19 protein-coding genes and 1 pseudogene are annotated in these 23,335 nt (G+C 73.0%); 8 read left to right on the forward strand and 12 right to left on the reverse strand.

Annotation, left to right across the window (positions count from 1 at the left end; genetic code table 11):
• Nucleotides 1-357: 357 nt before the first annotated feature.
• Nucleotides 358-1,590: a M20 family metallopeptidase gene (locus AB0937_RS23590; protein ID WP_366714247.1), complete on the reverse strand. Its 1,233-nt coding sequence runs from the start codon at nt 1,588-1,590 to the stop codon at nt 358-360.
• A 300-nt stretch (nt 1,591-1,890) separates the two neighbouring features.
• Here AB0937_RS23590 and AB0937_RS23595 point away from each other — a divergent pair, with 300 nt between their 5' ends.
• Complete coding sequence (locus AB0937_RS23595; protein ID WP_366714166.1) at nt 1,891-2,571, forward strand: class I SAM-dependent methyltransferase; 681 nt, start codon at nt 1,891-1,893, stop codon at nt 2,569-2,571.
• A gap of 508 nt (nt 2,572-3,079) precedes the next feature.
• Here the strand turns inward: AB0937_RS23595 and AB0937_RS23600 are convergent.
• From AB0937_RS23600 to AB0937_RS23615, 4 genes and pseudogenes are all read right to left on the reverse strand, one after another.
• Nucleotides 3,080-4,126: pseudogene (locus tag AB0937_RS23600) on the reverse strand (hypothetical protein); the annotation flags it as partial.
• Between the two features lie 47 nt (nt 4,127-4,173).
• Complete coding sequence (locus AB0937_RS23605) at nt 4,174-5,112, reverse strand: N-acetylneuraminate synthase family protein (protein WP_366714167.1); 939 nt, start codon at nt 5,110-5,112, stop codon at nt 4,174-4,176.
• 13 nt (nt 5,113-5,125) lie between these two features.
• Nucleotides 5,126-6,388, reverse strand: a complete 1,263-nt coding sequence (locus AB0937_RS23610) for an N-acylneuraminate cytidylyltransferase (protein WP_366714168.1) — start codon at nt 6,386-6,388, stop codon at nt 5,126-5,128.
• Between the two features lie 35 nt (nt 6,389-6,423).
• Entirely contained in the window at nt 6,424-7,770 is a 1,347-nt protein-coding gene (locus AB0937_RS23615) for a DUF6716 putative glycosyltransferase (protein ID WP_366714169.1), read from the reverse strand.
• 198 nt (nt 7,771-7,968) lie between these two features.
• Between AB0937_RS23615 and AB0937_RS23620 the strand changes: the two genes are divergently transcribed.
• The 4 genes from AB0937_RS23620 to AB0937_RS23635 all read left to right on the forward strand — a co-directional run bounded on the left by AB0937_RS23620 (nt 7,969) and on the right by AB0937_RS23635 (nt 12,602).
• Nucleotides 7,969-8,955, forward strand: a complete 987-nt coding sequence (locus AB0937_RS23620; RefSeq protein WP_366714170.1) for a glycosyltransferase family 2 protein — start codon at nt 7,969-7,971, stop codon at nt 8,953-8,955.
• A complete protein-coding gene (locus AB0937_RS23625; protein ID WP_366714171.1) occupies nt 8,955-10,286 on the forward strand; it encodes an alpha-2,8-polysialyltransferase family protein in 1,332 nt (443 codons plus the stop codon). Before AB0937_RS23620 ends, AB0937_RS23625 begins: the two co-directional genes overlap by 1 nt.
• A 224-nt stretch (nt 10,287-10,510) precedes the next feature.
• A complete protein-coding gene (locus AB0937_RS23630) occupies nt 10,511-11,617 on the forward strand; it encodes an acyltransferase (protein WP_366714248.1) in 1,107 nt (368 codons plus the stop codon).
• A 64-nt stretch (nt 11,618-11,681) separates the two neighbouring features.
• Entirely contained in the window at nt 11,682-12,602 is a 921-nt protein-coding gene (locus AB0937_RS23635; RefSeq protein ID WP_366714172.1) for a class I SAM-dependent methyltransferase, read from the forward strand.
• A 14-nt stretch (nt 12,603-12,616) separates the two neighbouring features.
• Here AB0937_RS23635 and AB0937_RS23640 read toward each other — a convergent pair whose 3' ends face one another.
• On the reverse strand, nt 12,617-13,267 hold the full coding sequence (locus tag AB0937_RS23640) for a TetR/AcrR family transcriptional regulator C-terminal domain-containing protein (protein ID WP_366714173.1): 651 nt from the start codon (nt 13,265-13,267) through the stop codon (nt 12,617-12,619).
• A gap of 75 nt (nt 13,268-13,342) precedes the next feature.
• Here AB0937_RS23640 and AB0937_RS23645 point away from each other — a divergent pair, with 75 nt between their 5' ends.
• Nucleotides 13,343-14,743, forward strand: coding sequence for an FAD-dependent oxidoreductase (locus AB0937_RS23645; protein WP_366714249.1), 1,401 nt, complete (start codon nt 13,343-13,345; stop codon nt 14,741-14,743).
• A gap of 8 nt (nt 14,744-14,751) precedes the next feature.
• On the opposite strand, the gene leuE is transcribed toward AB0937_RS23645, so the two are convergent.
• Both leuE and AB0937_RS23655 read right to left on the reverse strand, forming a co-directional pair.
• On the reverse strand, nt 14,752-15,399 hold the full coding sequence (leuE, locus tag AB0937_RS23650; protein WP_366714174.1) for a leucine efflux protein LeuE: 648 nt from the start codon (nt 15,397-15,399) through the stop codon (nt 14,752-14,754).
• A gap of 48 nt (nt 15,400-15,447) precedes the next feature.
• Nucleotides 15,448-17,028, reverse strand: a complete 1,581-nt coding sequence (locus AB0937_RS23655; protein WP_366714250.1) for a methylmalonyl-CoA mutase family protein — start codon at nt 17,026-17,028, stop codon at nt 15,448-15,450.
• Nucleotides 17,029-17,167: 139 nt separating this feature from the next.
• On the opposite strand from AB0937_RS23655, the gene AB0937_RS23660 reads away from it, so the two are divergent.
• Nucleotides 17,168-18,016 (forward strand): L,D-transpeptidase family protein, encoded by an 849-nt coding sequence (locus AB0937_RS23660; RefSeq protein WP_366714175.1) that lies wholly within the window; start codon nt 17,168-17,170, stop codon nt 18,014-18,016.
• Between the two features lie 157 nt (nt 18,017-18,173).
• Here the strand turns inward: AB0937_RS23660 and AB0937_RS23665 are convergent, their stop codons facing one another.
• From AB0937_RS23665 to AB0937_RS23680, 4 genes are all read right to left on the reverse strand, one after another.
• Entirely contained in the window at nt 18,174-19,277 is a 1,104-nt protein-coding gene (locus AB0937_RS23665) for a hypothetical protein (protein ID WP_366714176.1), read from the reverse strand.
• Nucleotides 19,277-19,951 (reverse strand): RNA polymerase sigma factor, encoded by a 675-nt coding sequence (locus AB0937_RS23670; RefSeq protein WP_366714177.1) that lies wholly within the window; start codon nt 19,949-19,951, stop codon nt 19,277-19,279. Before AB0937_RS23670 ends, AB0937_RS23665 begins: the two co-directional genes overlap by 1 nt.
• Before the next feature lie 382 nt (nt 19,952-20,333).
• The gene (locus AB0937_RS23675; protein ID WP_366714178.1) at nt 20,334-21,131 is read right to left on the reverse strand and encodes a hypothetical protein; all 798 of its coding nucleotides are present in this window, start codon (nt 21,129-21,131) and stop codon (nt 20,334-20,336) included.
• 153 nt (nt 21,132-21,284) lie between these two features.
• Nucleotides 21,285-21,902: an RNA polymerase sigma factor gene (locus tag AB0937_RS23680; RefSeq protein WP_366714179.1), complete on the reverse strand. Its 618-nt coding sequence runs from the start codon at nt 21,900-21,902 to the stop codon at nt 21,285-21,287.
• A 242-nt stretch (nt 21,903-22,144) separates the two neighbouring features.
• On the opposite strand from AB0937_RS23680, the gene AB0937_RS23685 reads away from it, so the two are divergent.
• Nucleotides 22,145-23,335 (forward strand): peptidoglycan recognition protein, encoded by a 1,191-nt coding sequence (locus AB0937_RS23685; protein WP_366714180.1) that lies wholly within the window; start codon nt 22,145-22,147, stop codon nt 23,333-23,335.

Raw genomic sequence — 23,335 nt, forward strand, 5'->3', positions numbered from 1 at the left:
CACGGGGTGGCGGCTGGGGTCTCGTCTTTGTACGGCGGCGTCGCGGCTGGGCGCGCGGTTCCCCGCGCCCCGGCGTGCCCGTGCGGCACCGTCGCGGGATTCGCACAGCTCCCCACGCCCCCGCGCTCCCGCGTGCCCGCGCGGCACCGTCGCGGGATTCGCACAGCTCCCCGCGTCCCCGCGCCCCCGCGTGCCCGTGCGGCACCGTCGCGGGATTCGCACAGCTCCCCGCGTCCCCGCGCTCCCGCGTGCCCGTGCGGCGCCGTCGCGGGATTTGCGCAGTTCACCGCGCCCCCGCGTGCCCGTGCGGCGGCGTCGTGGCTTGTCGCGCGGTTCCCCGCGCCGCGGAAGGGACGCTCAGCGGAGGCCGTTGACCAGGGCCGCTGCCGTGAAGAGTTCCACTCCTACCGTGATGGCCGCCTCGTCCACGTCGAAGTCGCCCTGGTGGAGGTCGCGGATCTGGCGTTCGCCAGGGGTGCGGACGCCCAGGCGGGCCATCGCGCCGGGGACCTGCTCCAGGTACCAGGAGAAGTCCTCGCCGCCGAGGCTCTGCTCGGTGCCCTCGACGGACTCGACGCCACGCCGGGCGATCATCGCCTCGCGCAGCAGCTCGGTGACGCCGGGCTCGTTGACCACGGGCGGGACGCCGCGCACATAGTTGATCTCCGACTTGGCTCGGTGCAGGTTGGCGATCTCGTCGATGGCCGCGACCACCACGTCGGGCGCCTGCCGCCACGCCTCGAGGTCGAGGCAGCGCACGGTGCCGGAGAGCTCGGCGTGCTGCGGGATCACGTTCGGCGCGTGGCCCGACTCGACGCGCCCCCAGGTGATGGCGAGCCCGCTGCGGCTGTCGAAGCGCCGGCTGACCAGCGCCGGTACGTCGGTGACGACGCGGGCGGCGGCGGTGACCAGGTCGGTCGTGAGGTGGGGGCGGGCGGTGTGGCCGCCCGGGCCGTCGAGGCCGATCTCCAGCCGGTCGCAGGCGGAGGTGATGGGGCCCTCACGGAGCCCGATCTTGCCGGCGTCCACCCGGGGGTCGCAGTGCACGGCGATGATCGCGCCGACGCCCTCCAGCGCCCCGCACTTGATGGCGTCGGCGGCACCGCCGGGCAGCACCTCCTCGGCGGGCTGGAAGATCAGCCGGACGGGGCGGGGCAGCGCGCCCTGGCGGTGGAGCTCGGCGAGGACGAGTCCGGCGCCGAGGACGACGGTGGTGTGCACGTCGTGACCGCAGGCGTGCGCGCGGTCGGGCACGGTCGAGCGGTACGGGCACTCCGTCTTGGTGTCCGGGATGGGCAAGCCGTCGATGTCGGCCCGCAGGGCGAGCATGCTGGGACCGCCGTCCCACTGCTCGCCCTCCACACCGATGTCACAGACGAGTCCGGTCCCCACGGCGAGGACGCGCGGCTTGAGGCCGGCCCGCTCGAGCCGCTCCTTGATCGCGGCGGTCGTGCGGAACTCCTGATTGCCGAGCTCCGGGTGCATGTGGAGGTCGCGCCGGAACGCGATCAGCTCGGCCCGCAGGGCGTCGGGCAGTGCACCGGGAAGGACAGCTCCGGCGGGAAGATCGACCTCGGACTCCAGTGACATCAGTGGCTTCACCCTCTGAAGGGTAGGGCGCCGGGGCGGTCGGCTGACCCTGGATCAACAAAAGTTCAACCCGATAGGGGAAGAAAATATGACCGCCTGACGCATAGCTATCAAGTGAGATGGGTATGCTCGCCAGCCTTTTGGGGGGCAGCCGGGCCATCCACTCCCCGGAGTGTGACTTCGATCACATCGACGTCGGGACTCCGGTATCCATCCATCCTCTCCACGGATACCACGCCCTGCGCGGCGAACACGGGTGTGTTCATCTGCCGGACGTCCGCCACCACTAGTGTGCGCCCCGTGCGCGCACCCGAATTCCTGGAGTCCACGCGAGCCTCGTACGACGCCATCGCCGAGGCCTATGCCGCCGAGCACCCGGACAGCCTGGCCGGGAGACCGCTGGAGCGGGCGCTGCTGTCGGCCTTCGTGGAGCTGGCCGGGGCGCCGGGGGTGCCCGGGCATCCGCCGGTCGCGGATCTCGGCAGCGGACCGGGACACGTGACGGCACGGCTGCGCGACGCGGGGCTGCCGGTGTTCGGGGTCGACGCCTCGCCCCGCATGGTGGCCCTGGCCCGCAAGGCGCACCCGGGGCTCCGATTCCACGTCGGGTCGATGACGGCCCTGGACCTGCCGGACGAGACGCTCGGCGGCATCGTCGCGCTCTACTCGATCATCCACGTGCCGGACGATCACCTGCCGTCCGTGTTCGCCGAGTTCCACCGCGTCCTGCTGCCGGGGGCGCCGGTGCTGCTCGGTTTCCAGTCCGGGGCACAAGACGGGCACCGGCACCTGACCGAGCGCTTCGGGCAGGAGATCGCGCTCGACTACTACTGGCGCACCCCGGACACCGTCATCGGGCACCTCGCGAAGGCCGGCCTCGACCTGCGCGCCCGCGTGCTGCGCGAGCCGGAGTGCGGGGAGGAACTGCCCCGCGCGTTCCTGCTGGCGCGCAGGCCCGGACCGGTGCCGCGGGAGGAATGAGCGGAACGCGTCACGACGCCGCCGGGCCGACCAGGCCGGCGGACGGCGGTGTGGCGGTGCAGGGCGCCTGGGCGGAAGGGCCGGCCGAAGACCACGTGGCGCTGAAGGGCGCCCGGGCGGACGGCTGCGTCGCGGTGAAAGGGGCCGAGGCAGGCGGGTCGGCGGACGGCTGCGTCCCAGCGAAAGGAGCCGAGGCGGGCGGGTCGGCGGACGGCCGCGTCCCAGCGAAAGGAGCCGGGGCAGGCAGGTCGGCGGACGGCCGCGTCCCAGCGAAAGGAGCCGGGGCAGGCAGGTCGGCGGACGGCCGCGTCCCAGCGAAAGGAGCCGGGGCAGGCGGGTCGGCGGACGGCTGCGCCGCGGTGAAAGGAGCCGGGGCAGGCGGGTCGGCGGACGGCTGCGCCGCGGTGAAAGGAGCCGGGGCAGGCGGGTCGGCGGACGGCTGCGTCGCGGTGAAGGGCGCCCGGGCGGACGGGTTCGGCGGTTTCGGGGCGATCGCCGGGTCCGCCGGCGACAGCCGGTGGACGTCCCGGGCCGTTCCGGTGACCCCGGACAGGAAGCCCTGGGCGCGCGGGGAGGCGTTCTCGGCCAGCCAGGCGGGGTCGATGTCGCAGACGGCCACGCGTACCTCCGTGCCGGACAGGGCGAGCGGGAGGGTGTGGACGACCGTGGAGGGGAAGCTGAGGATCGTCCGGCCGATGGGACCGCGGCGGGCGATCAGTTCGAGGGGGAGTTCGGGGCGGACGATCTCCAGGCCCGTCTCGACCGCGAGGCGGTGGAGCTTGTCGGTGCTCTCGCGGCGGTGGGCGAAGTAGCGGGTGGCGCCGTGCGCCGCGGCCAGGGCGTGGACGGCCTCCAGGTAGCGGCCGTCGTCCACCACGCCGGTCTCCACCAGGGACGTGCCGACCATGTCGGCGCCCTTGGTGATCCGGGGCGGGCCGAAGCGGGCCCGGGTCCAGGCGAAGACGTTGGCGCTCACCGTGACGCCCGCCGGGGTCTCCTCCATGGGCATGGAGGAGAAGATCTCGATGCGGCGGCGGTCGCCGGGGGTCAGCCGGCGGCGGGCCGAGGCGGACACCGGCGCGAAGAGCACGTCCCGCGGGCCGGGGCGGCCGCCCTTGCGGTGCCAGCGCACCAGCCGTTCACCGCGGGCCAGCTGCCCGACGAACTCCATCGTCGCCGTGCCGTCGTCGACGACGACCAGGTCACGGGCGCGGGTGATCGTCAGCAGCAGCTGGACGTAGCGGGAGAAGGGATCCCCCAGCACGACGCGGTGAGCCCTGCGAAGCAGGGAGGTCAGGCCGCCGATGGTCTGGAAGGGCGCCAGCGGGCCGCCCCTGGCCTCCTCCCAGCGGACCTCGTGCCCCTCGTCGCGGGCCAGGTCGGACATCCGCCGCAGCTGGCCGCGCGTCATCGGGTCGACGGGGGACAGCACCACGAGGGTGAGCCCCACGCCGGGCGCATGCGCGTGCGCCCACTCCAGCACGTTCAGCAGCTGTACCGGGCTCTCGACGAAGGCGAGAGTGTGGGGGCCGGTGTTCCCGGCGCGGGGGCTCATCGACGTACGACCGTCCCGTCGTAAGGGGGGTTGTGGGAGTGGTGCGTTCAGACGCCGACCGGCTCGCCCGCGGCCGTGGCGATCTCCGCCTCGGCGACCACGCCGGCGACGCGGCGCAGCTTCTTCATCGGGCCGAGCTCGGACTCGTAGACCTTCTTGACGCCGTCGCCCAGGGAGGCCTCGATGGTGCGGATGTCGCGGACGAGGCGGGACAGGCCCTGCGGCTCGACGGAGGCGGCCTGGTCCGAGCCCCACATGGCGCGGTCGAGGGTGATGTGGCGCTCGACGAAGGTGGCGCCGAGGGCGACCGCGGCGAGGGTGGTCTGCAGGCCGGTCTCGTGGCCGGAGTAGCCGATCGGGACGTTGGGGTACTCGGCCTGGAGGGTGTTGATGACGCGGAGGTTGAGCTCCTCGGCCTTCGCCGGGTACGTCGAGGTGGCGTGGCAGAGCAGGATGTTCTCGCTGCCCAGGACCTCGACCGCGTGGCGGATCTGCTTCGGCGTCGACATGCCGGTGGAGAGGATGATCGTGCGGCCGGTGGCGCGCAGGGCGCGCAGCAGCTCGTCGTCGGTGAGGGAGGCGGAGGCCACCTTGTGGGCGGGGACGTCGAACTTCTCCAGGAAGGCGACGGCCTCGGTGTCCCACGGGGAGGCGAACCAGTCGATGCCCTTCTTCTTGCAGTAGGCGTCGATCTGGCCGTACTCCTCCTCGCCGAACTCCACGCGGTGGCGGTAGTCGATGTACGTCATCCGGCCCCAGGGGGTGTCGCGCTCGATGTCCCACTGGTCGCGCGGGGTGCAGATCTCAGGGGTGCGCTTCTGGAACTTGACCGCGTCGCAGCCGGCTTCGGCGGCGGCGTCGATGAGCTTGAAGGCGTTCTCGATGTCGCCGTTGTGGTTGATGCCGATCTCGCCGGTGACGTAGACGGGGCGGCCGGGGCCGGCCTCGCGGGTACCGAAGGTGCGGATGCGGGAGTTGTTGCTCATGGCGTTGCGTTCCTTACTTGGTGAGGGAATCGAGAGAGGGGCCGAGGATCCAGCTGGCGATCTCCCGGATCGCGCCGTCACCGCCGGGGACGGTGGTGACCGCGCGTGCGGCGCCGCGCACGACGTCGTGGGCGCTCGCGACCGCCACGGGCCAGCCCACGAGGGCGAAGCACGGGAGGTCATTGACGTCGTTGCCGACGTAGAGCACGCGCTCCGGCGCGATGCCCTGCTCCTCGCACCACTGCTTGAGGGCGAGGTCCTTGCGGTCGATGCCGTGCAGCACCGAGAGCTTGAGCTTCCGGGCCCGGGCGGCGACCACGGGGTTCTGTTCCGTGGACAGGATCAGCATCTTCAGGCCGCTTCTGCGCAGCGCCGCGATGCCGAGTCCGTCCCCGCGGTGCACGGAGACGAACTCCCGTCCGTCGGAGTCGACCAGCACCCGGTCGTCGGTCTGGGTGCCGTCGAAGTCGAGGACGACCGCGTCGATGTCGTCGGCGGTCGGGAGGGCGCCGGGGCGGTCCGCGTCGAAGAGCGGCGCGAGAGCCCGGGCGCGGGCGAGGTCGTGCGGGTCGTCGATCTCCAGCACGCGCGCGGGGTCGGTGCGGACCAGTTCGGTGCGGCCGAAGAACCGGTGCTGGTGCTTGCGGAAGCCGGTCGCCTCCATGGCGTAGGCGGCGCCGGTCTCCAGCAGGTCCTGGGGGCGGTCCTGGCGGCGGGGCCGGAAGGACTTGTCGTGGTTGACGCCGTAGCCGCCGCCGGCGGCGGCGTCGGTCTCCGCGACGGAGCCCGCCGCGATCTCGTCCGCGTCCCGCCAGACGAATCCGTGGAAGGGCGCCACGGTCACCGCGGTGTCGGCGCCGTTCTCGGCGATCGCGCCCGCCGCCCCGTCGATGTCCTCGCGGACGATGAACGGGCTGGTGCACTGCACGAGCAGGACGACGTCCACCGGCGCCCCGTGCAGGGCCTCGTGGGCGTCCATGGCGTGCAGGACGGCGGCCTCGGAGGTGGCGGTGTCACCGGCGATGGCGGCGGGGCGCAGCACGACCTCGGCGCCTGCCTCACGGGCGGCGGCCGCGATGGCCTGGTCGTCGGTGGAGACGACGACGTCCGTCACGAGCCGCGTGGCACGGCACTCGCGCACCGCCCGCGCCACCAGCGGGACTCCGCCGACGGGCAGGAGGTTCTTCGCGGGCACGCCCTTGGAGCCGCCGCGCGCGGGGATCACCGCGAGCACGCGGCGCACAGAGGCGCCTTTGCCCGTTTCCGGGTGGGACATGGGGTCTACTCCTTGGGCAGGGGTCTCGGGGCGGCTCACAGCTCCCCCATCCGCCGGATGACGGGCGCCACGCGCTGCACGCCGTGCCGGTAGGCGCCGCGCGCTGCCCGGCGCACGATCTGGCGGACCGGTCCGGGGTCCTTGTCGGCGGCGGGCGCGCCGGGCAGCGGGGTGCCGTCCGGGCCGAGGTGGTGGCGGGCGAGGATCCCGGGCAGGTAGCCGGGCGCGGTGACGGGGGTGTAGTACGGGGTCAGCGGGGGCAGGCCGCCGGGCCGGCCGAGCAGCTCGGCGATGCGCTTGCGTGCCGCGTCGAAGGCGGAGTCGTACGAACCGTCCGCCGCGACGCCCTGCCGGGAGACCCACTCCTCGTCGGGCACGGGCCGGTGCCCGGCGTCGAGCTGGTCCCAGGAGGCGAGGCAGCCGGAGCCGGCGAAGTGGTGGTTGCCGAGCGACTCCCGGATGCCGAGGTCGGTCAGCACGACGGTCGGGATGCGGCGGTGCAGCGACTCCAGGGCGGCGGTGGAGCTGACGGTCACCAGCAGGTCGGTCCGGTCGAGGACCTCGCCCATGTTCCCGTACACCAGGCTGAAGTTGGCGGGCGGATCGAGGCGCTGCACCAGCTTCTGGTACGGCAACTCCTCGATGTGGGTGGTGTGTTCGCCCGGCTTGGAGCGCAGCTTCAGCAGCACCTCGCGCTCGGGGTGCCTGCGGGCGTGCTGGACCAGCCGGTTCAGCAGGTACGCACGGTCCTTGCGGCTGTCCGGGACGGAGGGCTGGGCGGCGAAGACGACCGTGCACGGGTCGTGTTGGCCTTCGTACGGCGCGCCGCCCAGGAACGGCAGGGCGACCTCCGTCACCGCGGAGGCGTCGGCTCCCACGCCCTCATAGACGGCCCGGAAACGGTCCGCGTCCTGGCGGGAGTTGGCGAGGACCAGGTCCGCGCCGTGCCGCAGCAGCAGGCCGTCGGCGAGCTTCTCGTAGACGACTCCGACATAGCCGGTGACGACGACGGGCCGCTGCGTGCGGTGCTCCCAGACGCGTGCCAGTCCGTGCAGCATCGCCTGCACCCCGCCGCCCACCAGGGAGAGGACCACGACGTCGTAGGCCCCCTCGGCCATGGCGCCCAGGAACTCCACGGCGGTGACCTCGCGCAGCGAGTCGGCGCGCACGCCCACTTCCCTGAGCTGGCGCGGCGTGGGTGTGGCCCGGCCGCGCAGCAGGAAGCCGTCGAGGAGGGGGCCGGCTTGCGCGGCTTCGCGCGGAGCGGCTTCCATGGACGGTTCCGGGGCGATGCGGTCCGCGGTCAGCGCACCCCATTTCCAGCGGGTGTCGGAGTCCGCGAGGACGGCGATTCGCGAGCGCTTCGGTGTACTTACTGGCACGTCGATGACGCTAGGAAGCGAATCCTAGGTATGGCGGAACCGCGATTCAACGAAAAGTTAACAACAGCCCACTGAGAGCCGAACTGGCCTGCTGGAAAGCGGGAAGTACACGGGGTGCACCGTTCTGACACATCGAGTTCACCCGGTGTACCTTCATCGTAAAGTTCCGCTGCCGGGCAGCCTCCTAACGTTTTGCGGGTGCCTAAGCTTTCCGTGATCGTGCCGTTCTACAACGTGCAGCAATATGCCCCGGACACCCTCAGAAGCCTTCGGTTGAACGCCGACCGCGATTTCGAGTTCATCCTGGTCGACGACCATTCGAAGGACGAAACTCCGGCCATTCTCGAACGAGCGGCCGAGGAGCTTTCGGATGTCGCCCAGGTGCGGTACATCCGCCACGAGCAGAACGGTGGGCTCGCCACCGCGCGCAACACCGGCCTGGACGCGGCGCAGGGCGAGTACCTGACGTTCCTGGACGGCGACGACTGGCTGGCCCCCGGCTATCTCGCCGAACTGGTGTCCGCGATGGATGACTTGGGGTGCGATTTCGTGCGCACCGACCATGTCCAGGCCACCGCGCGCGCCCGTTCCGTGCACCGGGTCCCGGTCGGTCGGCGCTGGGAGGCCTTCGACCCGCGGGAGGCGATCCTGCCCGCCCACCGTTCGACCTCCGTGGACTACGCCTACGCCTGGGCCGGCGCGTACCACCGCCGCCTCGTCGACAAGGGCGTGCTCCACTTCACCCACGGGCTGCGCACGGCGGAGGACCGGCCGTGGATCTGGAAGCTGCACCGCGAGGCGGAGTCGTTCGCCGTGGTGAGCCTGCTGGGCGTGTTCTACCGGCGCGGGGTGGCCTCGTCCCTGACGCAGATCGGCGATGTCCGGCAGCTCGACTTCATCCGCGCCTTCGACCAGGTGATCGAGGAGACGGCCGCGGACCGCGACGCCGACCGGCTGCTGCCCAAGGCGGTGCGCACCTACTGCGCGATCATCGCCCACCACCTGTCCAACGAGGACAGGTTCGAACCGGCCGTGGCCAGGCAGCTGCGGTCGATGAGCGCGGCGGCCATCAGGCGCATGCCGCAGGACGCACTCGCCGACGCACTGGAGGCCATGGACATGGACCGCTCGTCCAAGCTGCGGCGGCTGCGGCGCCGGGTGACCACGACGGGAGCGGCCGCCTGATGCCCGGGACCACTCAGATCTTCTGCGCCTCGACGCTGTACGGCGTCGCCACCCTGGCCGCCGCGATCGACTCCGGCCTCTTCGAGGAGCCGGACCGCCGGGTGCTGCTGGTGTTCAACAACTCCGCGACGCCGGAGACCACTCCGGCCCTCGACGAGATGCCGGGGTTCGCGCCGCTGCGGGAGCACTTCGACGAGGTGCTGTCCTGGAACGAGGCCATCCGCCCCTTCCACCCGGGGGCATGGACGCCGCGCTCCGACGACATCCCGCTCTTCGAGCGCTATCTGCGGCTGCTGTGGGGTCTCGGCGACGACCGGGTGAGCCTGGTCCTGGAGTCCATCCAGGTGGCGCCCGCCCTGACGGTGGCCCAGTTGTTCACCGACGCGCCGGTCGACGTCTACGCCGACGGTTTGATGAGCTACGGCCCCACGCGCAACAAGCTCGACCCGCTGGTGGGCACCCGTGTGCGGCGGCTGCTGCACCTGGACCTGGTGCCGGGGCTCACGCCGATGCTGCTCACCGAGTTCGGCGTGCCGGCGCACCTGGTGCCCACGCCCGCGTTCCTGAAGGTGCTCGGCGAGGTCACCGAGACGGTGCCCGAACTGCCCGGCCTGCCCGGCGACTCGGCGTTGCTGCTCGGCCAGTACCTCTCGGCGCTGAACATCCTCTCCCCCGAGGAGGAAGAGGACCTGCACGTGCGGATGATGCGGGGCGCCGTCGCCCGCGGCCACCGCACGGTCGTCTTCAAGCCCCATCCCACCGCCCCGGCCCGCTACAGCCGGGCCCTGGAGACGGAGGCCGGGAAGCTCGGCGTGGACCTCACGGTGCTGGACACGCCCGTGCTCGCCGAGGTGCTGTTCGACCGGGCCCGGCCGGCGCTGGTCGTCGGCTGCTTCTCGACCGCGCTGTTCACCGCCTCGGCGTTCTACGACCTGCCGGTCGCGCGCATCGGTACGGAGCTGCTGCTGGAGCGGCTGACGCCGTACCAGAACAGCAACCGGGTCCCGACCGCGCTGGCGGACGCGCTGCTGCCCGGCCTGGAGAGCGGCGAGGACGGTGACGTGCTGCCGGCCGCACGGCTGTCCGCTCTCGTCACGGCGCTCGGATTCACCATGCAGCCGCAGATCTACCCGGACCTGCGCCCGCAGGCCGAGCAGTTCCTCGCCCGGCACCTCGGGCCGCGCACCCGGCGCTACTTCAAGAAGCGCCGCCTCACCGCGCTCGGGCTGCCCGGGGGCATTCCGCAGCGGCTGGCGTTCCTGCCGCGCAACTCAACGGCACGCCGGGTGGTCCGGCGGGCCCGGGCCTTGCGCAAGGCGGTAGGCCGCTGAGCCGGTCCGTCCGGCGGTCCGCGCCGCCCGGCGACTTCCAGATGAACCCATGGGGACCTGCAGGCGAAGCCTGTCACCGTCGAACGTGATTGCGTCAACTCTCGTCCTAGGGTGACAGGCGCCCGCCCGCAGGCGGCTCAGGCAAAGGACATACGAGCCACACAGAGGTTTCCAGCGTGACCGAGACGGTCGTCAGCACCCGCAAGCCCCAGCCCGGCGTCGCCGTGCTGGTCGAACCACCGGGCTCCACGACCGTCCCACGGCGCGCCAGGGACTTCGCCGGGCGGCTGCGCGCACTGGACGGACTGCGGCTGGTGGCGGCGCTGATGGTGGCGCTGTACCACTACGGCGGGCGCGGCGGTGAGGTCGCCCAGGCGTGGGGCACCTCGCCCCGGGACCAGTTCCCCACCCTGCACTCGCTGTTCGCCTACGGCTGCCTCGGTGTCCAGGTGTTCTTCGTGATCAGCGGGTTCGTGATCTGCATGAGCGGCTGGGGCCGCCCCCTGAAGTCGTTCTTCGCCTCCCGCGCCTCCCGGCTGCTGCCCGCCTACTGGACGGCCGTCCTGCTGGTGACCGCCGTCTTCGCGCTGCCGGTGGTCGCCTACAAGGCCGTGTCGCCGAGCGACGCGCTGGTGAACCTGACGATGCTGCAGATGCCACTGGGCGTCGACCGGGTGCTCGGCGTGTGCTGGACCCTGTGGGCGGAGGTCCGCTTCTACGCCCTGTTCGCCCTGTGCGTGGTGCTGCCCGGGGCGAACCGGCGCCGGGTGATCATGTTCTGCGCGGGCTGGATGCTGGCGGCGGTGATCGCTCAGAACGCGGACATGCCGCTGCTCGACATCGTGCTGATGCCCGAGTACGCGCCCTTCTTCATCGGCGGTGTCGGCCTCTATCTCGTGCACCGCGACCGGCGGGACGTCCACGGCTGGGGCATCGTGGCCGTGAGCTGGCTCATCGGCCAGCACTACGCGGTGCAGTCGCTGTGGCACGCCCCGGACCCGGAGGCCTTCTCCTACCGCTCGTCGTTCGGGATCATCGCCGTCGTCACGTTCGGCTTCGTGGCGGTCGCCGCGATCGCGCTGGGCCTGCTGGGCCGGGTGAACTGGCGGTGGCTGACGGTCGCGGGCGCGCTGACGTACCCCTTCTACCTGGTCCACGAGCATCTCGGCTGGGTGGTGATCCAGGCCCTGCACCGCGGTCTGGGGCTGGCGTCGGGGGTGACCTTCGCGCTGACGGTGGCGTCAATGCTGCTGCTGGCGTGGCTCCTGCACAAGTATGTGGAGAAGCCGCTGACGCCCCGGCTGCGGGCGGCCCTGTCGAAGACCCGCTGACCCTGTTCACGGGACGTTCAACCGGCCGTCGACCGGGGCAATGCTCCGAGAGAAGGCTCGTCTCATGACCCACGCACAAGCGATCGACAAGCACCCCGGCGAACTCGCCGACGTACCCGGCTGGTTCCCGGCCCTGGACCAGACGCTGTTCACCTGGTTCCTCGAACAGCAGACGAAGGCCGGCCTCGAGGGAGACCTGCTGGAACTCGGCGTCTACATGGGCAAGAGCGCGATCCTCCTCGGCCACCACCTCCAGGACGGCGAGCGGTTCACGGTCTGCGACCTGTTCGAGGGCGACGCCCCCGACGACGCCAACCAGGCGGAGTCGGCACAGTCGTACGCCTCGCTGACCCAGCAGGCGTTCGAGCGGAACTACCTGTCCTTCCACGACTCCCTGCCGACGGTGATCACCGGCCCCAGTTCCCTGGTGGACGAGAAGGTCTCCCCGGACTCCTGCCGCTTCATCCACATCGACGCCTCGCACCTGTACGAGCACGTGTACGGGGACATCGGCGCGGCCCACGACATCCTGCTGCCCGAGGGCGTCGTGGTCCTGGACGACTTCCGGTCCGAGCACACCCCGGGTGTCTCGGTCGCCGCCTGGGAGGCCGTCCTCAACCGCGGACTGCGCCCGATCTGCCTCAGCACGCAGAAGATGTACGCGACCTGGGGCGACCCCGAGCCGCTCCAGGAGGAACTGCTCGCCATGCTCCGGCTGCGCACGGACGTCGGGCTGAGTGTGCAGGAGGCGGCCGGGCACCGGCTGATCCGGACCCGTTCCCGGGGTATGAAGCCGCCGCCCTTCCCGCTCTCGCGGCACTACGAGGAGCCCGCACCCGCACCGGTCCCCATCCCCGAGGCCCGCGCGTCGAGCGCGGCGCGCCCGGCCCGGCCCGCCCCGTCCCGGGCCCGCAGGCTCGCCAAGGACCTGCTGCCGCCGGTGGTCACCCGGGCGGTACGGCGGGCCCGCGCGAAACGGTCATGACGCGCCGGGCCGCGTCATGAGACCCCGTAGCGCGCCCCGATCCCCCCGATCACGAGGGCGAGTCCCTCCTCGAAGTGCCGGTCGTAGTCCTCGAAGATCTCCGCGCCCGCCTGGGCCGACAAGGGAAAGTCGGCCATCAGGCGGGCGCGTTCGCCCATGTCGTAGCCCTCTCGGCGCTCGCCCGGCAGCGGCTGCACGCCCTGCTCCTCGGTGACGAAGCCCAGCGTGTACAGGTACGCCGTGGTGAGCGCGCGGGCCGCCTGGGCGAGGGTGAACCCGGCGGCCGTGAGCAGGCGCAGGTTGTCCTCCATCTGCCCGGCGTGCTCGATGCCGGTGAAGCGTGAGCCGCTGAACACCTTCGCGCCGTCCCGGTAGCCGAGCAGGGCCGCGCGCAGGCCCCGGTTGGCCTTGAGCAGCCGGTCCTGCCAGGTGTCGGCCGGGTCGAGAGCGGCCCCGGCGACCATCCGGCGGTACATCTCGGTCGCCATCTCGTCGAGCAGCGCCTGCTTGTCCTTGAAGTGCCAGTAGAGGGCGGGCGCCTTCACGTCCAGCTCCCGGGCGATGGCCCGCAGCGTCAGGCCGTCCAGGCCGGTCTCGTTCAGGAGCCGCAGCGCGGTGTCCGCGACCCGGCGGCGGTCCAGGGGTTCGCGTCGGTCCGTACTCACGCTTGACAACTTAACACCGTTAAGGCAATCCTCTGAAACGAGGCTACTTAACAGCGTTAAGGAGAAGGTGGCGTGATGGACACGGACGTGCTGGTGGTGGGTGCGGGCCCGACGGGCCTGGCGCTCGGCATCGACCTCGCCCGGCGAGGCGTGGCAGCGCTGGTCGTCGAGCGGGCCGGGGCGCTGTTCCCCGGTTCGCGCGGCAAGGGGATCCAGCCGCGCACGATGGAGGTCTTCGACGACCTGGGCGTGCTCGACGCGATCCGCGCGGCGGGCGGCCCCTACCCGGTGGGGATGGTCTGGCAGGACGGCAGGCGGGCGGGCGAACACCACATGTTCGACGCCGCCGAACCGAGCGAGGACGCGCCCTACAACGAGCCGTGGATGGTGCCGCAGTGGCGCACGCAGCAGATCCTGCGGGCGCGGCTGGAGGAGCTGGGCGGGGAGGTCGCCTTCGGCCGGGAGGTGGTCGGGCTGAGCCAGGACGAGGAGGGGGTGCGCGCGGAGTTCGCCTCGGGCGAGGCCGTCACCGCCCGGTACGCCGTGGCGGCGGACGGCGGCCGCTCGACCGCGCGCAGGCTGCTCGGCATCGGCATGGCGGGCGAGACCGTCGACCCCAACCCGACCCTGGTCGCGGACGTGCGGATCGACGGCCTGGACCGGGACAACTGGCATGTCTTCCCGCCCGGTGCGGGCGACGGATTCCTGGCGATCTGCCCGCTGGCCGGCACCGAGGACTTCCAGCTGGTGGCGCAGTTCCCGGAGGGCACGGCACCGGACCTCTCCCTGGAGGGCGTCCGCAAGGTCGTCGCCGCACGGTCGCACCTCGCGCCGGAGTCCGTGACGGAGCTGCGGTGGGCCTCGGACTTCCGCCCCCGGGCGGCGCTCGCGGACCGCTTCCGCTCCGGGCGGGTCTTCCTCGCCGGTGACGCGGCGCACGTCCACTCCCCCGCCGGCGGCCAGGGCCTGAACACCAGCGTCCAGGACGCCTACAACCTGGGCTGGAAGCTGGGTGCGGTGCTGCGCGACGGCGCGGACGCGGCCCTGCTCGACTCCTACGAACAGGAGCGCCGGCCCATAGCCGCCGAGGTGCTCGGGCTGTCCACCCGTGTGCACCGCGGCGAGACCCGGCGCGGCGGGGCGACCCGTCAACTCGGCATCGGCTACCGGCGGTCACCGCTCACCCGCGAGACCCGGACCGATCCCGGCTCCCTGCTGGCGGGCGACCGCGCGCCCGACGGGTTCGTGGCCGGCGTCCGGCTCTTCGACGTGTTCCGCGGCCCGCACTGGACCCTGCTGGCCCTCGGGGACGCACAGGCTCCGGACCTCGGCCAGCGGATCCCGGTCGTACGGGGCCGCGCACCCGGGCCGTACGGGCCCGGTCTGTTCCTCGTCCGCCCCGACGGCCATGTCGGCTGGGCAGGGGACACGGCGGCCGGACTCGAAGGCCACCTGGCCCGCTTCGGCCAGGCCTAGGGGGCGCCCTACGAGCTCGCCAGGGACAGCTTCACCGCGAACCCGAGGAACAGCGCGCCCGCCGCCGAAGTCGCCCCCGCCGACAGGCGCCTGCGACGGCGGAAGGCGGCGGCCAGCCGGGTGCCGCCGAAGATCAGAGCGCTGAGGTAGAGCACGCTGGCGAGCTGGGCGAGGGACCCGAGGACGACGAAGGACAGGGCCGGATAGGCGTACCCCGGGTCCACGAACTGCACGAAGAAGGCGACGAAGAAGAGGATCGCCTTGGGGTTGAACAGGCTGACGACGAAGGCACGGCGGAAGGGCCGCTCCCCGGCGGGCGCGGGCGCCTCGTCACCGGCGGACCGGCTCGCACGCGTCCGCCACATGCCCCACGCGGCCCGCAGCATGCCGACGGCCAGCCACGTCAGGTATCCGGCCCCCGCGTACTTGACGACGGCGAACAGCACGGGGGTCGCCTGGAGCAGCGAGGCGACGCCGGCGGCGGACAGCGTCATCAGCACCGCGTCCCCGCACCAGACCCCGGCCGAGGCGGTGTACCCGGCGCGCACACCGCGGCGGGCGGCCACCGACAGGACGTACAGCGAGTTGGGACCGGGCAGCAGGACGATCAGGACGAGGCCCGCCAGGTAGGTGGGCAGATCGACGACACCGAACATGCGCATGAGTCTCGCACGCGGGTCCGGCATCCCTGGCCGGGGCCTCGGTCAGAAGGCGTCGGACGGGACGTACGCCCCCCACACCTCGCGCAGGGCGTCGCACACCTCGCCGACGGTGGCCCTCGCCCGGAGCGCGTCCTTCATCGGGTAGAGGACGTTGTCCTCGCCCCCGGCGGCCTTCTTCAACGCGGCCAGGGCCGCGTCGACGGCCGGCTGGTCCCGCTGCGCCCGCAGCTCCGCCAGCCGCCGGGCCTGCCGCGCCTCGATGGCCGGGTCGACGCGCAGCGGCTCGTACGGCTCCTCCTCGTCGAGCTGGAAGCGGTTGACACCGACCACGACCCGCTCGCCGGAGTCGGTCTCCTGGGCGATGCGGTAGGCGTTGCGTTCGATCTCGTTCTTCTGGAAGCCGTGTTCGATGGCGTCGACGGCGCCGCCCAGCTCCTCGACCCTTTCCATCAGCCGCACGGCGGCGGCTTCGACGTCGTCGGTCATCCTCTCGATGACGTAGGACCCGGCGAACGGGTCGACGGTGGCGGTCACGTCGGTCTCGTGGGCGAGGACCTGCTGGGTGCGCAGGGCGAGGCGGGCGGACTTGCCGGTGGGCAGGGCGATGGCCTCGTCGAAGGAGTTGGTGTGCAGCGACTGCGTCCCGCCGAGCACCGCGGCGAGCCCCTGCACGGCGACCCGGACCAGGTTGACCTCGGGCTGCTGAGCCGTCAGCTGCACCCCGGCCGTCTGGGTGTGGAAGCGCAGCATCAGCGACTTGGGGTCGCGCGCGCCGAACTCCTCGCGCATGACCCGGGCCCAGATCCGCCGCGCGGCACGGAACTTGGCCACCTCCTCCAGGAGCGTGGTGCGGGCCACGAAGAAGAACGACAGGCGGGGGGCGAAGTCGTCGACGTCCATGCCGGCCGCGACCGCGGTGCGCACGTACTCGATGCCGTCGGCCAGGGTGAAGGCGATCTCCTGCACGGGCGAGGCACCCGCCTCGGCCATGTGGTAGCCGGAGATCGAGATGGTGTTCCACCTCGGGATCTCGGCCCGGCAGTACTGGAAGATGTCCGCGGTCAGCCGCAGGGACGGCTTGGGCGGGAAGATGTAGGTGCCCCGGGCGATGTACTCCTTCAGCACGTCGTTCTGGATCGTGCCCGTCAGCCGGTCCGCCGGGATCCCCTGCTCCTCGGCCACCAGCTGGTACAGGAGCAGCAGCAGGGCCGCCGGGGCGTTGATCGTCATCGACGTCGAGACCTGGTCCAGCGGGATCCCGTCGAACAGCACCCGCATGTCCTCGATCGAGTCGACGGCCACCCCGACCTTGCCGACCTCGCCGTGGGCGATCGGCGCGTCGGAGTCGTGGCCCATCTGGGTGGGCAGGTCGAAGGCGACCGACAGCCCGGTCGTGCCGTGGGCGATCAGCTGCCGGTAGCGGGCGTTGGACTCCGCGGCCGTGCCGAAACCGGCGTACTGGCGCATGGTCCAGGGGCGGCCCGTGTACATCGACGGGTACACGCCCCGGGTGTACGGGAACGCCCCCGGCTCCCCCAGCTTCTGCGCCGGATCCCAGCCCTCGAGGTCCCGCGGCCCGTAGAGCGGCTCGATGGGCAGTCCGGACTCCGACTCACGCGCCATGGTGGGTGCCTCCCGCAGAGCAGTGACCTCGCTCACCACCATGCCCCCTGGTTCGCCGCGGGTCACGCCCGGGGAACATCTCAGGTGACATCCAGGGGTGCCGGTGAGCCGAGCGGGGGGCCGTGTGCGTACTACGGGCATGGGGAGAGCGTTCGTGGCGGGACTCGCCGTGGTGGCCGCGCTGGCCGGCTGCACGGTGCAGACCCCCGACGGCGAGGGCGAGCGCCGCTCGCCGGTGCACATCGAGCTGCCCGGCGACACCCCGTCCCCGGGCCGCACGCCCGCCGGTGGCGGCGACGGGCCGCGCTCCGCGCCGCCGTCCGGCGACGACCGGCCCCGGGCCGCTCCCACGCCGTCCCGCGTGCTGTGGTCCCGCGGCGACACCGGCCGGGACGTCCGGGAGCTCCAGGCCCGGCTGCGGCAGGTCGCCTGGCTGTTCGAGGGGCCGACCGGGACCTATGGCGAACAGACGGAACGGGCGGTCAGCGGCTTCCAGGGCAAGCGCGGGCTGCCGCGCACCGGGAGGACCGACGCCGTCACCTGGCAGCGGCTGCTGGGCATGACGCGCGAGCCGGGCCGCTGGGACCTGTACCTGATGGGCGGCCAGCCGGCCGACCCGCCGGACGCGCGCTGCCGCAGCGGCCGGGTGCTGTGCATCGACAAGACCAGCAGGACACTGCGCTGGATGATCGACGGGCGGACCGTGTCCACGATGGCGGTCCGCTTCGGCTCGCAGTACACGCCGACCCGGGAGGGCGTCTTCTCCGTCTACTGGAAATCACGCGACCACGTCTCGACGCTCTACGACTCGCCCATGCCCTACGCGATGTTCTTCAGCGGCGGCCAGGCCGTGCACTTCTCGGTGGACTTCGCCGCCCGGGGCTACGCGGGCGCCTCACACGGCTGCGTCAACGTCCGGGACGAGGCGGCGATCGCGGAGCTCTACGCGCAGGTCCGCAACGGCGACAAGGTCGTCGTGTCCTGGTGACGGCGCGGAGGGGAAGTTGGGGCGCGGGCGGGACCGGGGGAACGTGTCCCGCCCGCGCTCAGGTGCACGAGCCGTAGGTACGGGGGGAACCCCGGCTCTGTGCGACGGCCGATGACCAGTCGGCTCACTCATTACTGCGCCGGGGCGGCCGAAAACGTCACACCCTCGGCCCGTCAATTTTCACGGAGGACGAAACCGCAGGTCGCAGCGGTGCGAGCGAGGTCCGGAGCCGGCCACGGTCCGCGCCGTCCCCGTCCCCGTCCTGTTGCGCGGCCCGCTTCCCGGCCTTCCGGTCGGCCTTGTCCTGCTGTCCGTCCTGGCCGCGGTCCTGCTTCCGGTCCTGCTTCCGGCCGTGGTCGCGGTCCAGCTTCCGGTCGTGCTTCCGGCCGTGGTCGCGGTCCTGCTCGGGGTGCCGGTCCGCGCCCTTCCCCTGGTGACGCCCCTGGTCCGCGCGCTCGTCGTGCCCGCGCTCGCCCGAGAAGGGGTCCTCGGAGGACAGGACGCCCTTGCAGTACTTCCACACCCGCAGGCCGCCCGCCGCGTCCCGCAGGGCACGTCTGCGGTCGGGATCCGGCCGCCGGCCGTCGCGGAGGTCGCGGCATGCGGAGACGATCTCGTCGCGGTCGCCGCCGGAGCGCGCCTTCGGGTCGCCCGGCCCCGCGGCGGCGTCCTCGCGCTGCGGGTGCCGGCCCCGGCCGGGGTCGTCGTCCGGGGTGGAGCCGCCCTGGGCGGCGTCGCTCGGCGACGGCGACACCAGCGGGCGTTCCGGATGCGTCACGGAGGCAGAGACGGAGGCACCGGGGTGGGGCTCGTCCTCGCCGAAGGGCGCCTTCAGCGCTCCGGTTCCGGCCGCGAGGGCGACCCCGCCGACCATGCCGACGGCCAGCGCGGCGGCCAGGACGAGGCGTACGGGACGGGCCCAGCGCGGCGGCCGGACGGTGCCGGTACCGCGGTCACCGGGGGTTCCGATACGGACCAGCCCGGCGTCGGCGACCTCGGCCGCGCCCTGACCGCCCAGGTCCGCACGGGCCGCGTCGGCGTCGGCGCGTTCCGCCCGGGCCTTGCGGAAAGCGGCCACCGCGGCGGCCTCGCCGGGGAGTTCATCGCTGGTCAGCGGGGGTGTGGCAGACAGCGCGCCGAGGGCCTCGGCGAGGTGTTCGGCCTGTTCCCGGCCGGCGCCTTCGACAGCTCCGAGTGGCTCTCCGCTCAGCAAACGCTCCGCCGTTTCGCGGTCCAGCCACCTGTACTGCTCGTCGGCCATCACACATCCTTCTGCGTCCGCGCAACGCTACGCGTCACACCTGCGGACGTCACGGCACCGCCGCGCGGTTCTCGCTGGGGCGGCAGGGCATCGAGCACCCCGGCGGATTCCGGATCGCCCTGCGGGTGGTCGCCGAGCAGTTCGGCGAGCCGCTTCAGGCCCCGGTGCGCCGCCGTACGGACCGCGCCCGGTCGCTTGCCGAGCGTCTCGGCTGCCGTCTTCGCGTCGAGCCCCACCACCACGCGCAGCACGACCGCTTCGGCCTGGTCCTGCGGCAGCCGGGATATCAGGGAGAACGCGCCGTCGGTGGCCAGCGCCTCGATGGCCTCACCCGCGGTGTCCGACTCGGCGGCCCGGCCGGTCAGCTCGGTCTCGTCACCGCCGATCGCGGGCCGCCGCCCGCGCATGCGTATGTGGTCCAGCGCACGGTTGCGGGCGATCCGGGCGGCCCAGCCGCGGAACCGGTCCGCGTCTCCGGTGAACCGCTCCATGTCGCGGGCTATCTGGAGCCAGGCCTCGGACGTCACGTCCTCGGCGTCGGGGTCGCCGACCAGCGTCCGTACGTACCCGAGCAGCCGCGGGTGCACCGTGCGGTACACGGCCCGGAACGCGTCCTCGTCCCCGGCCTGTGCCGCGCGCACCGCGGTGGTCAGCTCCGCGTCGTCCCCCAGCACCGCGCGCCCTTCTGCGCCTGAACCGGTGCCGCCCTCGCGGACCGGGTTATCGCCGTCGTGGTTGCTCAATTGGTGGTTGCGGTATCAAGACCGCAGGTGGTTGCGGTGGTCGTACCGCCTTCGCCTTGGCGCGAATGGCACGTTACGACCTGAAACCACTCCCCGTCCATGTCCGCCCAGGATGCAACTAAGCCGTGACGCGCTGGGGTGTGACAGAAAACGCACACCGGGCGCTGTAGGGAGTACGGGCCGCCGCGCGGCCCGTGCCGCGCGACGGCCGGGGCCTCTCCTGTGGGGGGTGGCGGCCTCGGCCGTTGCCAAGGCGAGGACCGGCGGGTGCGCGCAGTCGCCCCGCGGTGACGGCCGGCGCTCGCGGAATCCCTTACGGGTGACGGCCGTTGGGCTGGGAGCGCTTGCCCTCGCTGCGGTCCTCGCCCGCGCCGGTGTCCGCGCTCTTGCCCGAGTCGTCGCCCGACTCGTTGCCCCCGCCCGGGTCCGCGCCGGGTGTGGCGTCGTTCTGCGCGGGATCGCCGTTCCCGGAGCCGCCACTGCTGTCCTTCGGGTCGTCCAGTCGCTCCGCACAGTACGCCGTGACGTTGCTCTCACCGCCCGCGGCGGCCACGAGACGCTGCCAGGCCGTCGCCTCCATCGCCTTGCCGTGCTGCCGGGCCCCCTCGTAGGCGCGGCAGTGGGCTTCGGCGTCCTGGGCGGGAGCCGGGCGTTCCGGGTCCGCCGGGGCCGAGCCGGTACCCGGGCCGGGGCTGGGGCTGTGGCTGCCGGGGGCAGGCTGTCCCGCCGGGTCGCGCGGGGCGCTGCTCGGGGCGGGCCGGCGCTCGGGGCCGTCCTCGGTGTCCTCCTCCGGCGATCCCGCCACGCCGATCGCCGCCACGGCGACACCGCCCAGCGTGAGACTGGCGAGCAGCACGGAGAGCGTCGTCCTCAGGGACCGCCCCAGGTGACGCCGCTCGCGGGCCCGCCAGTCGTCCCGGCGGCGGGTGCGCGTGCGCACGGCCCCGGCGTCCCGGGCGGCCCGGAAGGCGGCCACGGCCCGCTGTTCGGCCCCGGCGTCGACGCCTTCCCGGACGAGGGAGGCGACGATCAGCGCCTCCACGTCGGAGTCGAGGAGGGCATGACGGGAACCACGGCCGGAAAGCCCGCCGCCGTTCGGCCGTTCACCCATGTCTGTTTCCGTCCCTGCTCGATCCGATCGATACTTCTGCCACACCGGCGCCGGCCGGCCCGCCGGGCCCCAGTACGTCCCGCCGGTCCGCCCTGTTCAGGGCGCCCGGCCCGCGCCGCCCCTGCGGGCCCGTCCGCGAAACCATCGGTTCCGCTACGTCGACTCACCCAGCGTCCGCGGGGCCTCATCCGTCACACTCTCCGCGCCCAGCCTCCGGGCGAGGCGCTTCAGACCCCGGTGGGCGGCCGTGCGTACGGCGCCCGGCCGCTTGCCCAGGACCCGCGCGGCAGCCGGGCCGTCGAGGCCGACCACGACCCGCAGCAGCACGGCCTCGGCCTGGTCCCGCGGCAGCCCCCGGACCAGTTCCAGGGCGTGCGCGGTGGAGATGGCCTCCAGCGCCTGGTCGTGCGTGCTCTGCGGTCCGGGCAGTTCCAGGACGTCCTGCTCCAGCGCGGACGACCGGGGCCGTACCCGCTGCCGGCGCAGGTGGTCCAGCGCCCGGTGCCGGGCGATGGTCGCCGTCCAGCCACGGAAGCCGGCCCCGTCGCCCCGGAACCTTCCGAGGTCCCGGGCGATCTCCAGCCAGGCGTCGGACGCCACGTCCTCCGCGTCGTCCCCGACCAGGCCGCGCAGATAGCCGAGCAGTCCGGGCTGCACGAACCGGTAGGCGGCCGCGAAGGCCGCCTCGTCGCCCTGCTGGGCCCGCGCGACGGCCGCGCCCAGTTCCCCGTCGTACGCCTGCCCGCGCCGGGGTGCCGCTCCCTGACCCAAGTACCGTCCTCGTCCGTGCCGCTTGCGCGCCCTGCCACGGTGATCAGCGCCGGTCCGCTCGGAAGTGTCACAGCGCGTCAGGCGCCCGGGTCCGACGGCCGTTCGGGTCGCCCCGGCCCGACGACCGTTCGGGTCATCCCGGCCCGCCGTCCTCGGGACCCCGCCCCCGTGGACGTTTCGGTCAAGTGACGTACCGGGGACCTCTGCCGGCGATGCCACCGCCCACGAAAGGCGAGCGCCGTATGACATCCCGCCTCCTGCGCACCGCCGTCGCCACCGCCCTGACCCTCGGTGCCCTCGGCCTGACCCAGCCCGCCCGGGCCAATCCCTCGAACGGTGTGCACACCGTCCGGGTGCCGGACGGCGACCCCTACGACCGGTCCCTCGCCCCGCGCACCACCGAGCCGTTCAGCATGATCGGCATCACCTGGGACGACCCGCACGCGGCCCTGGACGGCACCGCGCAGGTGCGCACCCGCTCCCGGGAGAGCGGCGCGTGGACCGCCTGGCGCCCCCTGGAGGCCGACGGCCGTACGCCCGAGACCGGCCCCGACCGCGACCGGACCGGCGTGCGCGGCAGCACCCAGCCGCTGTGGACCGGGCCCTCGGACGGTGTCCAGGTGCGCGTGACGGGCTGGCACCTGCCGGAGGGGCTGCGCGTCGAACTGGTCGATCCCGGGGCCGGGTCGGACGCGGTGCACAGCGCTGCCGTCGGGCCGGGCGCGGCCGGGCCGGCCGCCGGGCCGCTCGCGGCCCCGCGTCCCACCGTGACGTCGCGCTCCGCCTGGGGCGCCGACGAGTCCCTGGTGGAGGACCCGCCCACCTACACGGGCGGCACCAAGGCCATGTTCGTGCACCACACGGCGGGCACCAACAACTACACCTGCTCCGAGTCGGCGTCGATCGTGCGCGGCGTGTTCCTCTACCACGTGCAGAGCAACGGCTGGAACGACATCGGCTACCACTTCCTCGTCGACAAGTGCGGCACCGTCTTCGAGGGGCGCGCGGGCGGCATCGACAAGCCCGTCCTCGGCGCGCACACCTACGGGTTCAACACCGCCACCAGCAGCGTCTCGGTGCTCGGCAACTACTCCACGGCGGCCACCAACGCCGCGGTGCGCGCGTCGGTCGCGAAGGTCGCCGCGTGGAAGCTCGGCCTCTACGGCATCGACCCGGCCGGGGCGGTCGTGCTGACCGCGGGTGCCGACAACGGCAAGTACAAACTGGGCCAGAAGGTGGCGTTCCACCGCGTCTCAGGCCACCGCGACGGCTACCCGACCGAGTGCCCCGGGCAGAACCTCTACAACGATCTGCCCGCGATCCGCGCCCTGGCCGCCAACGCCGGCACGACCGCCACGCCCGTCACCGAGCCGCCCGGGCCCGGGTACGAGGGCCTGGCCGAGGTCCGCGACGAGGGCGTCCCGGGGCGCTGA

It is taken from the genome of Streptomyces sp. NPDC047880 (genome assembly GCF_040706515.1).
Classification (GTDB): domain Bacteria; phylum Actinomycetota; class Actinomycetes; order Streptomycetales; family Streptomycetaceae; genus Streptomyces.